The sequence below is a fragment of the Bacillus sp. 220_BSPC genome (assembly GCF_001054655.1).
Lineage (GTDB): Bacteria > Bacillota > Bacilli > Bacillales > DSM-1321 > Peribacillus > Peribacillus frigoritolerans.
Map to the genome: position 1 here is coordinate 49,976 of NZ_JVPL01000054.1, position 13,699 is coordinate 63,674.

13 protein-coding genes are annotated in these 13,699 nt (G+C 40.7%); 7 read left to right on the forward strand and 6 right to left on the reverse strand.

What is annotated here, in order from left to right:
* Positions 1-732 (forward strand): thioesterase II family protein, encoded by a 732-nt coding sequence (locus ADA55_RS03485; protein WP_048679074.1) that lies wholly within the window; start codon positions 1-3, stop codon positions 730-732.
* A gap of 363 nt (positions 733-1,095) precedes the next feature.
* Here ADA55_RS03485 and ADA55_RS03490 read toward each other — a convergent pair whose 3' ends face one another.
* Positions 1,096-2,484 carry a hypothetical protein gene (locus tag ADA55_RS03490; protein ID WP_048679077.1) on the reverse strand — a complete coding sequence of 463 codons (1,389 nt, stop codon included), beginning with the start codon at positions 2,482-2,484 and terminating at the stop codon, positions 1,096-1,098.
* A 158-nt stretch (positions 2,485-2,642) separates the two neighbouring features.
* On the opposite strand from ADA55_RS03490, the gene ADA55_RS03495 reads away from it, so the two are divergent.
* The 5 genes from ADA55_RS03495 to ADA55_RS03515 all read left to right on the forward strand — a co-directional run bounded on the left by ADA55_RS03495 (position 2,643) and on the right by ADA55_RS03515 (position 7,392).
* Positions 2,643-3,707 (forward strand): C45 family autoproteolytic acyltransferase/hydolase, encoded by a 1,065-nt coding sequence (locus tag ADA55_RS03495; protein WP_048679080.1) that lies wholly within the window; start codon positions 2,643-2,645, stop codon positions 3,705-3,707.
* 207 nt (positions 3,708-3,914) lie between these two features.
* The gene (locus ADA55_RS03500) at positions 3,915-4,205 is read left to right on the forward strand and encodes a DUF3817 domain-containing protein (protein WP_034305497.1); all 291 of its coding nucleotides are present in this window, start codon (positions 3,915-3,917) and stop codon (positions 4,203-4,205) included.
* A gap of 154 nt (positions 4,206-4,359) precedes the next feature.
* Entirely contained in the window at positions 4,360-5,127 is a 768-nt protein-coding gene (locus tag ADA55_RS03505) for an ABC transporter ATP-binding protein (protein WP_048679082.1), read from the forward strand.
* On the forward strand, positions 5,114-7,033 hold the full coding sequence (locus ADA55_RS03510) for an ABC transporter permease (protein ID WP_048679085.1): 1,920 nt from the start codon (positions 5,114-5,116) through the stop codon (positions 7,031-7,033). Before ADA55_RS03505 ends, ADA55_RS03510 begins: the two co-directional genes overlap by 14 nt.
* Before the next feature lie 5 nt (positions 7,034-7,038).
* Positions 7,039-7,392, forward strand: coding sequence for a YxeA family protein (locus tag ADA55_RS03515; RefSeq protein WP_048679088.1), 354 nt, complete (start codon positions 7,039-7,041; stop codon positions 7,390-7,392).
* Positions 7,393-7,451: 59 nt separating this feature from the next.
* Here the strand turns inward: ADA55_RS03515 and ADA55_RS03520 are convergent, their stop codons facing one another.
* Together ADA55_RS03520 and ADA55_RS03525 are read right to left on the reverse strand one after the other, a co-directional pair.
* On the reverse strand, positions 7,452-8,840 hold the full coding sequence (locus ADA55_RS03520; RefSeq protein ID WP_048679092.1) for a sensor histidine kinase: 1,389 nt from the start codon (positions 8,838-8,840) through the stop codon (positions 7,452-7,454).
* Positions 8,837-9,547 (reverse strand): response regulator transcription factor, encoded by a 711-nt coding sequence (locus tag ADA55_RS03525; RefSeq protein ID WP_048679094.1) that lies wholly within the window; start codon positions 9,545-9,547, stop codon positions 8,837-8,839. Before ADA55_RS03525 ends, ADA55_RS03520 begins: the two co-directional genes overlap by 4 nt.
* Positions 9,548-9,898: 351 nt before the next feature.
* Here ADA55_RS03525 and ADA55_RS03530 point away from each other — a divergent pair, with 351 nt between their 5' ends.
* Complete coding sequence (locus ADA55_RS03530) at positions 9,899-11,074, forward strand: MFS transporter (RefSeq protein WP_048679097.1); 1,176 nt, start codon at positions 9,899-9,901, stop codon at positions 11,072-11,074.
* A 75-nt stretch (positions 11,075-11,149) separates the two neighbouring features.
* On the opposite strand, the gene ADA55_RS03535 is transcribed toward ADA55_RS03530, so the two are convergent.
* Genes ADA55_RS03535 through ADA55_RS03545 form a run of 3 tightly spaced genes read right to left on the reverse strand, consistent with a single transcriptional unit; the run spans position 11,150 to position 13,429 of the window.
* Complete coding sequence (locus tag ADA55_RS03535; protein WP_048679100.1) at positions 11,150-11,887, reverse strand: amino acid ABC transporter ATP-binding protein; 738 nt, start codon at positions 11,885-11,887, stop codon at positions 11,150-11,152.
* 29 nt (positions 11,888-11,916) lie between these two features.
* Positions 11,917-12,621 (reverse strand): amino acid ABC transporter permease, encoded by a 705-nt coding sequence (locus tag ADA55_RS03540; protein WP_048679101.1) that lies wholly within the window; start codon positions 12,619-12,621, stop codon positions 11,917-11,919.
* Positions 12,605-13,429, reverse strand: a complete 825-nt coding sequence (locus ADA55_RS03545) for an amino acid ABC transporter substrate-binding protein (protein WP_048679104.1) — start codon at positions 13,427-13,429, stop codon at positions 12,605-12,607. Before ADA55_RS03545 ends, ADA55_RS03540 begins: the two co-directional genes overlap by 17 nt.
* Positions 13,430-13,699 lie beyond the last annotated feature (270 nt).

Consider the following 13,699-nt stretch of genomic DNA (forward strand, 5'->3'; position numbering starts at 1 on the left):
ATGAAAGGACTGAAGAAAACACTTTTTTGTTTCCCTTATGCTGGGGGAAGTTCATCTTTTTATAGAGAATGGAAATTTGATGATGATGTGATAGAGGTAATCCCGCTGGAATACCCTGGACATGGAAGTAAATATAGTGAACCATTATGTGAAAATATGACGGATTTGACGGATATATTATTGAAGGAAATGGAAACGAAACATCAAATGAATTCACTGGAAAACATCTCTTTGTTTGGACATAGCATGGGTGCGATCGTAGCCTATGAAATTGCGGCAAAATTAGAAGAGAGAGATGATAATAAAGTTGAACATTTATTCATTTCAAGTAAGTCGTCCCCAAAATATAAAGTAGATCAAATCGATTGCTCTAATACAAAACATTTAAAACAATCGCTTGAAAAAATCGGGGGAACAAACAAGGAACTCCTGGAAACGGAAGATTTCATGAATATATTCCTTCCGATAATCCAGTCCGACTTGAATGTATTAGCCAACTATCACCATGAAAAAAAACGCGAGAAAAAGGTGGGAAACAAGGCCGTTTTGCTATTGGGATCGAATGATACAGTGACGAAGGAAAGTATCGAAAGCTGGAATGAATACATTGAACATATTGAAGGATTGCATATATTAAAGGGTGATCATTTCTATATAAAGCAAAACCAGGATATCGTTTTAAAAATCATTCAAGAGTATGTACTCAATAGTCGTTGTGGAGTCTTGATTTAAGAGAGCGGACTGTCTGACTTGACCAAAACTTGCTCTAATGTAAGCATCCGTTTGGATACCAATGAAACCCAATCTTCATCTAAAAAAGGACTGATTTATTTCAGTCCTTTTTACTGTAGACAAATTTAAAAAGCACCAGTTGCTTTCAGAAATCCACTCCCATACGGCCGACTGTCTGCTAAGCCTCCTCGACGGAAGCGCCTGTGGGGTCCCGGCTAGCCAGTTATTCGGCAGGAATGTCGCTGATTTCTTCAATCAATGATGGGTCCATCCTTATAAAAAAGTAAAAACCAATCGAACCTTCTTTTAAAAATGGAACGGAAATGGAGATCCGTTCCGTGTTTTAGATTCCACACAAATCGATTAAATGAGAAACATCGCTACTATTGTAGTCACTGCTAAACCAATGGTTACCGGAAGCAGATTCCGGCGGGCAAGTTCAAAGGGACTGACATTACATATGGCAGCTGCCGGGATCAGTGCCCATGGAATCAGGGTACCTCCGCCAACCCAAATCGCGGTTATTTGCCCAAGTGCAGTCAAGGTGGCGGTTCCGCCTCCGATTGCCGTGCCAAAGAGTTTAGCGACAGATCCCGCTAAAGAAATGCCTGAGAAGCCCGATCCATCCAAGCCGGTGATGGCACCGATGCCGGTTAATGTGACGGCGGCTATTTCTTTCGTTAAAGGAACGGAGGCCGCCAATGCGGCACCGAGGTCATTGACGATGCCGAGGGATGTTTTCGGTAAGTAGTCACCGATGATCTGATTGAATCCAGAATCACCTAAATAGAAGAATGCGGCGATCGGAATGACGGGTCCGAATACTTTGAAGCCAAATTGAAAACCCTGAATCAAATAGGCCGTTGATTTTTCAAGCCCTTGCTGTTTATGTGCGGCAAGGGATAAAACCAGCAAAATGAAAACCGCTGTACCGCCAACTAACGCGGTTGCATCTCCGCCTTGCAACTTCAAAATCGACAATGCCACAACATCCAACAGAAAGGCGATCGGAATGAAAACGGCAAAAAACTTCTTTTGTCCCAGTGTGAGCAGACCTTCACTCATTGTTGGATCTTGGACAAATCCCTCATTATCCGCCTTGATTCTTCCAAGCTTCATATCCCGCTTTAAAAGGATAAAGGCGGAGAGGGTGGTGACAACCCCCATTGTAATGACAAGGGGTATGCTCGCAGCGATGACATCACCGACTGGTATGGAAGCCGCATCGCCTGTTAGTTTAGGGGCAGCCTGAATGATGAAATCCCCTGATAATGCGATTCCGTGACCAAAAAGGTTCATCGCCATCGCCACGCCGAGTGCAGGTAAACCAGCCCGTAAGGCTACGGGGAGCAGAACAGCCCCAAGTAAGGCAACGGCAGGTGATGGCCAGAAAAACCAGGATATCACCATCATGACGATGCCGATTACCCAAAAAGCAAGTGTAGGGTTCTTAATGAATTTCGCAAATGGTGCAATCATGACATCATTAATGCCCGACTTCGTTAAAACCGTACTCATGGCAACGATGATGGAAATGATTAAAATCGTGGACATTAATTCCGTTATTGCGAAAATGAAGCTGTTGAATATCCCGCTTATGGAAGAGGCTAAACTGCCTGTAGCCACTAAAGCCAAAAGGAAAATGCCAATTATGCAGATGAGGGTAGTATCACGACGTTTTACCATAAACCCGATTATCAATGCAATAAAAACAACATAAATCCAATGGAGTGCCGTTAATTCCATCTCCATGATCCGTCCCCCTCATAAATGTGCCTAGTTACAGATTATGAGGGAGGTACGGGGTGGTGAGTTGTTTCATGAATTTTAAAGGCTTATCTTCTTTATTTTCAACAATACTTCAAGTATCCTTAATTTGAAAAGCAACTATTGTAAATGAGGGATAAGCCGTGAAGCAAATATATAGTGATGTCATACAATTTCGGGGTACACATTATGAGTTTGGATACATGCAAGGGGAGGAATTAAAAGATTCACTAACGGTAAAAAACCGTGAAGATCAGTGGAAGATCAGGCAGCCGCGGTTTACGGTTGAAGAAGAAGAGGTCAAGAGAGCCATTACACAATTCGCTCCTGGGGTTTGGGAAGAATTACTGGGGTTGCAAGAAGCGTTGAAATGGCCAATGGATCGCGTGCTGCAAGAGTTCGGTGGATACCGATTGGATTATGTCCGGTCGGGCTGTTCGATCATGACAGGCAATGATTATCTCATTCGTAATTATGATTACCACCCTAAGACTTATGAAGGACGCTATGTCTTATTCCAGCCAACCGATCAAGGGTATTCAAGCATCGGCCCTAGTCAGCGAGGGACTGGCCGGATGGATGGAATGAACGAAAAAGGGTTGGTGATAGGCTATAACTTCATGAATCGCAAGAACCCTGGTGATGGTTTCATCTGCTGCATGATTGGCAGACTGATCGTTGAATCTTGTGCGGACGTTCAGGAAGCTGTGGCGATGCTGAAGGAAATCCCGCATCGTCATTCTTTCACTTACGTCGTCTATGATAAAAGCGGAAGTACCTATATTGTGGAAACCTCCCCAAGAAATGTAGAAGTGCGCACGTCAAATGCCTGTACGAATCACTTTGAAATCATGAAAAATGAAAACCGTAACCATCTTATCGATTCGAAACGCCGATTGGAGATCATCCAAGATCATGAAGGGAAACTTGAATCTGCCTACGATGCTTATCGGTTGTTTAATGATACCAATCAAGGTGTCTTTTCGGATTTATATAGCAGCTGGGCGGGAACGATTCATACATCCGCTTATTTACCTAAAGAGATGAAAGCTTGGATTGCCTTGGGAGGGAACCAGGAGCCGACTTCCATAGATTTTGCGAAATGGCTTGAAGGGGAAGATGTTAAATTAGAACGAATCAACGGTGTAATTGATACGGATATTCCCTTCGTGCACATGGATGAGGGAGCGAATTGGTTTCGGAATTGAGCGTTTTTAAGTGAATTTCAACCTTACGTTATTGACAGGCCCAATCCTTGGATTGGGCTTCTTTTGTTGTTCTACTTTTAGGAAAACCTGGTACTATTTATTAGTGGGTGCCAACGTAATATAATATGATAGAGTAACAGATTTTGGATTGGGACAGGAAGCTGGATTTGTGTGCCGTACTTGTATAATGAATAAGGGGATGAGCGAATGTTTTCGACAGCTATTGGATGGTTTCGGTTTATTACAATAATTGAGGGAATCTCATATGTTCTATTGCTTGCCATTGGTATGCCCATTAAGTACATATTGGATATTGGGGAAGCAACACTCATTTTAGGCAGCATCCATGGTTTCTTGTTTGTCGTGTTTGGGCTTTTATTACTATATGTGAGCATCATATCAAAATGGTCCTTTTTAAAAATGGCAATGATTTTCATCGTTTCATTCATTCCATTTGGTAATTTTGTTATCGACCGCAGGCTTCTGAAGCAAAGTTAAATACTTTTACTTTTTAAAAAATATAAAAACGCCTTTCCATTTAAATGGGGGGCGTTTTTTTATGGATTTAAGCTTGCTGTAAGGTTGGCACAAAGATGTTGTAAGAATGAGCATGTAAAGTAAATGTATCAACAATACTGAAGAGGTGAAACAAATGGAACCATTATTAAAAGTGGAAAAGATAAAAAAAACGTATGGTAAATCAAACGCTGCCTATACAGCGCTGGAAAATATATCTTTTGATATTCATGAAGGGGAGTTTGTAGGAATCATGGGACCTTCTGGAGCGGGGAAATCGACGTTGCTCAATATGTTGGCAACTATTGACTCGCCGACTGAAGGGAAAATTTATATGAATAATACGAGCATTCACGATATGAAAGGGGCGGACTTAACGGATTTCAGACGTGAAAATCTTGGTTTCATCTTCCAGGACTACAATTTGCTAGACTCATTGACTGTGAAGGAAAATATATTATTGCCACTGGCGATTGCGAAAATTCCAGCGAAAGAAATTACTGCATTGGTGAATCGTATTGCTAAAGTATTTGGAATTGAAGATTTATTAGCTAAATATCCATACCAAATCTCCGGTGGGCAAAAGCAAAGAACAGCTGCAGCCAGAGCGCTTGTGACAGAGCCGGCATTGATCCTGGCAGATGAGCCAACAGGTGCACTTGATTCAAAATCGGCAACAGGTCTGCTGGAAAGCTTAAGTGAACTAAATGAAAATAATAATTCCACCATCATGATGGTGACACATGATGCATATGCCGCAAGCTTCTGCCGGCGGATCATTTTCATCAAGGATGGTACGCTTTCAACAGAAATTTATCGTCGTGACCAATCACGTAAAGCTTTCTTCCAAGAAATCATGGATGTCCTTGCAACAATTGGAGGTGAGGTAGATGACGTTATTTAGTCTGGCGAGAAAAAATATTGCCCGGAACCTTTCCCAATATTTTATATATATCGCATCCATGGTATTTAGCATTATCATCTACTTCACATTTGTAACATTGAAGTATAGTGATGCAGTTGCAGAACAAACGGCTTCATCACAGAAATTAGGTTCATTAATGAGTGGTGCGGCCGTCATCCTGATTTTTTTCGTTGCCATTTTTATTGCCTATTCCAATTCATTTTTCATGAAAAAACGTAAAAAAGAAGTGGCATTATATGCATTGCTTGGCGTACGTAATCGCCAGATTGGCTTAATGCTCTTCTTTGAAAATCTATTGCTAGGCTTGGTTTCATTAGTTGTGGGGATTTTACTTGGATTTCTATGTTCAAAAGGGTTCATGACGATCTTGATCTATTTAATGGGCTATGATGTCATCGCCCCTTTTACATTTTCGGGATCTGCAGCTTTGAACACCTCTATCGTATTTCTTATTATTTTCTTGGTGACATCATTCCAGGGCTATCGTTTAATTTACCAATTTAAACTAATTGATCTTTTCCATGCATCGAAAAAGGGGGAAGCGGCTCCGAAGCCATCTATGATTGTAGCCTTTCTGGGAATTTTCCTGATTGTCATCGGATATTGGTTGGCGATGCAAGATCTTTTTACTTCTAAAGTGTGGGAAAAGATTGGCTTTTTGATGACGGCACTCATTATTTTGACAACTGTTATTGCCGGTACATTTTTATTGTTTCATAGCGTGACAGGCTTTGTGTTAGCCGTGATCAAGAAAAATGAAAAATGGCTATGGAAAGGCCTGCATCTGATGACGGTCTCGCAATTGCTTTATCGCATTCGGGGGAATGCAAGGACATTGACCGTAATTGCGGTGTTAAGTGCTACAACGGTAACGGCTGGCGGTGCGGTTTATGGTCTTTATTATAACGCGAATGACCAAGTTATGACCGTTGATCCGAATACCTTCATGTATCAGCAAACGGATGTAAAAAGCGATCATCAAGTCACCGCCATTTTGCCAGATACAAAGTATGATGAAAATGTTGAAGCGCTATCCATTACATTTAATACGAAAGAACTTAGCGAGGAATCAGCATTCGATAACTCGGATAAAAGGATTTACACGGTAATCGATGAAAGAACATATAACAAATTGGCAGATGTACAAGGTAAGGAAGCACTGCATGTGAATCATGGCAAAGCAGTCATTTTAGATATTGGATATGACAAAAGATTCTCACCTGAATACAAGGACAAGACGATAAGGACAGAAAACAGCACGGCGATAACATTCCAAAGCTTTAAAACACAAACGGTTTTAAATGCCAAAACAGCAGGCATTGCAGTGGTTGTATCGAATGATCAATTTAAATCATTACAAAAAGAAGGGGAAGCCCTGAACTATCGTGCTATCGGTGTTGATCAAGCCTCCGTGGATTTATCTGAAAAAATATCAAGACAAATACCTGAAGAAGCTCTATTTTCCAGTGCGCCTCAAGATTTTCAAGCAAGCATTGAAAGTGTAGGATCATTGCTCTTTATCGGCAGTTTTCTTGGTCTGGTTTTTTTAGCGGCAACAGGCAGTATCATTTACTTTAAAGTTCTAACGGAAGCTGAGGAAGATAAATCACAATACAATATGCTTCATAAAATGGGCGTTAACGCAAAAGAAATGCGGAAATCCATTGCATCCCAAGTGTTTGTAATCTTTTTCGTCCCGCTGGCAGTCGGGCTATTGCACAGTGCGGTTGCGTTAAAAGCCTTCTCGGGGTTATTGATGATGAATTTGGCAAAACCTGTATTGATCTGGATGATCGCTTATACGATTATTTACGGTCTGTATTATATCTTAACGGTAGCTTCTTATAATCGTATTATCACACAAAATAATAAAACAGAAGGATGATCTAAATGAAGAAATTTTTTATGGTAGTTGTCATATTGTTCATACTTGGAGCGGCAGGAGTATTCGCGCTTACTAAAATTGACTTTAATCGCATGAATGCCGATAATTATTATTTGCAAATTACAGAGGATGGGGTGCAGCATGAAACCAAACTGGATGATGGTACAGTGATGACTTCCTATTCTTATGAACTTGACGCCAAAAATGCAGATGGTGAAACGATACCGCTTGAATTCACGGCACAAAAAAATCTTCGAAAAGATGCTTACTTAAAGATGTACGTGAAAAATGGTGATGAAGTTTCGTCATATGATGAAGTGAAATTTGAAGATATTCCAAAAAAGGCACAACCAAATTAAATAGGAAAGAAGGGCTGTCTGTAAGTTATGGACAGCCCTTTCTCTGTAGAAAAAATAAATTATATAAGTATCGTGATGGTTGTTCCCTTATTTTCAATGCTAGTCAAATCCAGTTTACCTTTATGAGCCAGAATGATGTCCCTTGCAATGGCCATTCCTAAGCCGGTCCCATGTGTACTGGCAGTATTCGTACCTCGATAGTAGCGTTCAAAAACCTGATCCAAATCTTTGGAGGGAATACCGCGGCCATTATCGGCAATGGTAATTTGGGCATGATGTTCTGATTGTAGATGAATATCATCAATTTGTATTTTCACGACGACATTTTCATCATTATGTACGAGCGCATTGTAGATAAAGTTAAAAATTGCCCGTTTCAGTAAATTTTTATCAACTTTATGTATTGCTTTATCCACATTTGCCTCAAATTCGACCTGTCGATCACCAAATTGTGAATCATTTAAGAGCTCTATCGTCATTTCTCTTATAAACCCAACGATATCAACATCTTCAAATTGCAAAGGAAGTCGTTGGTTGCGTAAACGCATCGTTAAATTGAGGTCATCCAACAGATTTTTCATATATAAGGACTGTCTATTAATAATGGATGTAAACTCATACAATTCTTGTGGTGTTAATTCAGTGGCATTGTCTTTCATCAATTCTGTATAACCATGGATGGATGCAAGTGGTGTCTTCATGTCATGAGAAACATTGCTAATCCATTCCTCACGCATTTGGTCGAGTTGATCACGTTCTTTTTCATACTGATCTAACTTTACCGATAGTTCATTCATATTGTGAAATACATCTTCATAGACGCCTTTTGGTATACTCATCTTTTTAAAACGTCTTTCACGAAGCTGCTGAATTCCTTCTATTAAAGTGTTAAGTGGTGTCGTTAATCTTTTACCAAATAATAGTCCAATGACTAGGGCAATAATAATATCCACCGTTAAAAACAGTAAAAGTATGATGTTGAAGTACTTTAAAATGTGAACATAATTATAGGACAGTACATATCGGCCTATTCCTCGATCTTTAACCCCTACAAAATAGCTGAAATCATGAGCTTCGCCGGCAAAAACAGTCGTCTCTGCATCAATTTCTTTATACTTATACATTTGGACGATTTCAACCGGAGAATATACGGTTTGCAATTTTTGAGGTGTGTAATAGGCTGCTACTTGTTCACCCTTATCATTCAAAAATTGTATCCAGGCGTTCGTGTTCCGCAGTTTTTCCAGTCCTTCTTCATTTACCATTGGTTTGTCATCTATTAGTTCTACATATTGTGAAAAAGATCGGCTAAAGTTCTCCGCAGATTCCTCTTCCGTGTCGAAATGAACAAAGAGTAAGCATAAAAGTAAAATGGTATTTACGATTCCTACGATTACAACAATTGTCACAACGGATCCTAAAAAGCGCCGTGTCAATTTCCACTTCATCTTGTTTCACCCTTGGTCTGTAATTTATAACCAAGCCCTTTAACGGTTATTAGGAAAGATGGCTTTGAAGGATCTGCTTCGATTTTTTCGCGTAAACGGCGAATATGGACCATCACTGTATTATCAGAGCCAAAGAAATCATCGCCCCACACATGTTCAAACAAAGTTTCCTTGCTCAAAATCTGATTCGGATGATGCATAAAACAACTCATCAGACCGATTTCTTTAGCTGTGAGCTCAAGGGTTTCGCCATCCTTTTTCACTTCATTTTCATTTGAACTAAGCTCAAATGGGCCAATTTGCAATTTTTTAGGTGAAGTTTTTTCCTCTGTATAGCCCGCCCGCCTAAGCTGCGCCTTTACTCGATAGGCAACTTCTTTCGGACTGAATGGTTTGGTAATATAATCATCCCCTCCAATTGCCAACCCTAAAAGCTTATCAATTTCCTCATCCTTTGCCGACAAAAATAAAATGGCCACATTCGACACTTCACGAATTTGCTTGCATAAATCATAGCCTTCACCATCTGGCAGCATGATATCCAGCAAGACTAGTGATGGATCGAACTTCTGAAACTTTGCCCACCCATCCGCAATTGTCCCCGCCGTAATAATATTGGGGATACCTTCTTTATGTAAAACTGTCTCCATGAGACGTGCCAAATCTTCTTCATCGTCAATAATTAAAATCCACTGATCATTAGACATTCTTCTACCTCCTAAACATCAATCATACCCTACAGTATAGAGTACCCCTTAAGAAAAAATAAGGGGAGGAAAAGATTTTTAACGAACTCATGCCATTGATTTCACGAAACACAGTGAAAATAACGAAATGCCATTACATGAGAAATGACTGTAGAGTTGAGGATATTGATGCCTGGTTCTTATTTATTTAAGGGAGTTTCCGAAAGAAGATCGTGCTTCATACTGATTTGGTAAAGGTTGTATGATAAACTGTTTAAAGAATTGCCAGGTAGATTATGCTAAGTAATGGGATTTTAGGAACTCGATCCAAAGTACGTAGCGAATGTGGAAGAATAAAAGGAGAAAAATATAATGGAAACAAAAAAGGTGTTACCCGTACTTTTTTTAGTGATGTTTTTAGTCATGGTCGGATTTGGGATCATCATTCCCGTCATTCCATTCCTTGCAGAAAAGGTTGGTGGCAGTCCTACAGAGCTTGGCCTTTTAATGGCTGTTTATTCACTGATGCAATTATTTTTTGCCCCGATATGGGGACGTATATCTGACAGGATAGGGCGTAAGCCTGTCATGATTATCGGGATTGCTGGACTGGCCCTTTCGTTTTTCATCCAGGCTTCGGCAGATTCCCTATGGGTATTATTTGTAGCGAGAATCATTGGCGGGATTTTGTCATCGGCAAACATGCCAACCGCAATGGCGTATGTCGCTGACATCACGACGCCGGAAGATCGGGGAAAAGGGATGGGAATCATCGGGGCCGCCACAGGGCTTGGATTCATCTTTGGACCGGCGATTGGCGGGGTATTCTCCAAATCAAGTTTGAACTTGCCGTTTTACATTGCTGGAATATCCTCTTTGATTACTTTATTCTTAGTGATTGCGGTACTGAAGGAATCACATACAGTAGAGAAGAGGGCCCAACAGTCAAAAAATAAAGAGTCCATGTGGAAAGCCTTTAGAGGGCCTCTTAAAACCATGTTCTTTCTGCAAATGATCGTCACCCTTTCAATGGCAGGACTAGAAACGACTTTCGCCTATTTTGCAGCCAAAAAGGCTGATATTAGTCTTGTGCAATTAGGCTATATCTTTATGATCATGGGGTTTGGGAGTGCGATCGTTCAAGGTGGATTAGTGGGCAGGATGACAAAGAAATATGGGGAAGGCGCGGTCATTCGAATGGGAATCATCGTCTCGGCAGTTGGTTTCATTCTCATCCTGTTTTCTACCGGGTTCTGGACATCGGCGGTCTTCCTGACAATTTTCGGAGTGGGTAATGGGTTCATCCGGCCTGCCATTTCAGCACTGCTTACCAAAAGTTCCATGTCGGGCCATGGCAGTGTCACGGGATTGCTATCTTCCTTCGACTCGTTCGGCAGGATTGCGGGTCCTCCGATCGGCGGTTGGTTATTTTCGATTTCGATTGATTTACCATTTATATCGGGTGCCATCCTTTCCGTTTTTGCTTTATTTCTTTTTCAGCTATACCATGCACGGGCACAGACTAAACAGGTCCAAGCATCGCATTGATATAATGATGGGCAAAACCCCCCATTTCTAAAAATGGGGGGGAGTTGCGAGCGGTGCTAAAATAGCACCGTTTTTTTATTGAATCATATTGAGGAATTTTCGTGTGCGCGCTTCTTTAGGGTTTGTGAAAATCTGCTCGGGTGTTCCCCGCTCCATTATTTTTCCTTCATCCATGAAAATGACTTCATCGGCGACTTCGCGGGCGAAACGCATTTCATGGGTTACCACGATCATTGTCATGCCTTCATCTTTCGCCAGGTCTTTCATGACCTGCAGGACGTCTCCCACTAGTTCGGGATCCAAAGCGGAAGTGGGTTCATCGAATAACATGACCTTAGGCTCCATGGCCAGGGCCCTTGCAATTCCGACCCGTTGCTGCTGACCGCCGGACAATTGAAACGGATAAAAATCGATTTTTTCACCTAAGCCCACCTTTGTAAGCAGGGCAGCAGCCGTTTCTTTCGCTTGTTGTTTGGCTATGTTTTTTACAATGATGGGGCCTTCCATTACATTTTCCAATGCTGTTTTGTGGGGGAAAAGGTTATAGCTTTGGAAAACCATCCCTGTTAAACTGCGAAAAGATGTAATCGAATTTTTTCTAACGGTTTTTTTGAAGTCCATTACCGTTTCATCGATTTCAATCGTGCCGTCCGTAGGCACCTCAAGGAGATTCAAACACCGAAGAAAGGTTGTTTTTCCTGAACCGGAAGGACCGATCAATACAATGACTTTGCCTTGCTCCACTTCCAAATCGATGCCCTTTAATACTTCAAGGTCACCAAACGATTTATGAAGATTCTTAATGTTGATCATTTTAAAATCTCCTTTAACTACTGCGGTTCTTATTTTGCTACATAACGATTAAGTCTCTCCTCTAAACTTCCTTGAATGAAAGATAGAATCGTACACAAAATCCAATATAAAGCAGCTGCTTCCATGTAAAGCAGTAAAAATTCATAGTTTTTTGCAGCGATTTCTTGAGCTTTACGGAATAATTCCGTTACAAGAATGAGTGATGCAAGCGATGTATCTTTTAAAAGGCTAATGAACGTATTGGATAATGGGGGAATGGATACCCGCGCTGCTTGCGGTAAAATGATGCGCTTTAACGCTTGGGTATATGTCATCCCGATTGAATAGCCTGCTTCCCATTGCCCTTTTGGTATCGATAAAATGGCTGCTCGTATAATTTCCGAAGCGTATGCTCCTACATTTAAAGAGAATCCTATAATAGCCGATATGAAAGGATTGATGGTTACACCTAAATTTGGAAGTCCATAGAAAATGATAAATAATTGCACAAGTAAAGGTGTCCCGCGGATGATTGACACATATACACGCGCAATTATTTGAAGAATTCTAATGGAAGATAATCTAGCCAATGCTGTGAGTACAGCAAGAATAAGGCCGAGAACGAATGTGATCAATGTTAGTGGAATCGTATATTGAATAGCTCCCTCTATCATCGGATAGAGGGAGGTTTGAGCGATGGAAACAAGCTGGTTCATACGCTCGGGGTCGGTGAAAATATTACTTAGGAGAAACATCTTCACCAAACCATTTATCCGAGATCTTCGCGTAAGTGCCGTCGTCTTTCATTGCTTTAAGTGCTTTGTTTACTTCTTCCACTAATTTGCCGCTGTCTTTTCTGAACATTAAACCACTTGCGACTCCGGTTTCTTCCTCATCAGCCACTTTGATAGGTGCATCCGGATGTTGTTTTTTATAATCAAGGTAAGATAATTTGTCATTGATCGTCGCATCTACACGTTTAGAACCAATAAGCTGTACGGATTGTGAAAATCCTTCAATACCTGTAACTTCAGCCCCATGTGATTTGGCTAGATCATTGTAGTTACTCGTTAAAGATTGTGCAGAGGTCTTGCCTTTCAAATCATCGAAGGATTTAATATCCGAATTATCTTTGTGTACAAGCAATACGGCTCCTGATTGAATATATGGGTCAGAGAAATCATATTTCTTTTGACGGTCTTCATCGATGCCCACTTGGTTTGCGATCATATCAAATCGTTTTGCATCCAAGCCTGCAAACATGCCGTCCCATTGTGTTTCCTTGAATTCAGCTTTCACTCCAAGGCGTTTTGCCACTTCTTTAGCAATTTCAACATCAAACCCCGTAAGTTTATCTGAATCATCGTGGAATGTGAAAGGAGGATATGTACCTTCTGTTCCAACAGTTAATACGCTATCTTTTTTGACTTTATCATATAGACTTTCTTGTGAAGAAGATTTATTGCCGGTATCGTTTGCCTCATTTTTTGTATCGGTACCACAAGCGGTAAGTACAACCGTGAAAGCTAACAATAGCGATAAAAGTGCAACCATTTTTTTCATTTGGGTAAACCTCCTAGTAATCTGATAGGGATTGATACTCTGTGATACTATACAAGAAAAGGAAAAAAGTCAATGAAAATAACTTATATCATTAGTGTTAATGAAACTTGGTGAATTATACGGTTTTTCATGAATGGAAGTGAAATAAAACGAAAGGGAAGGGAAGTGTACATTAAGATTCTAAGGGGTCAAAAAGCCCCTCTTCCGCTAAGTGGGAGAGGGGCTCAGTTTGTAGACAAAAGGGGTTCGGAATTAAAAAATTCTGAACCC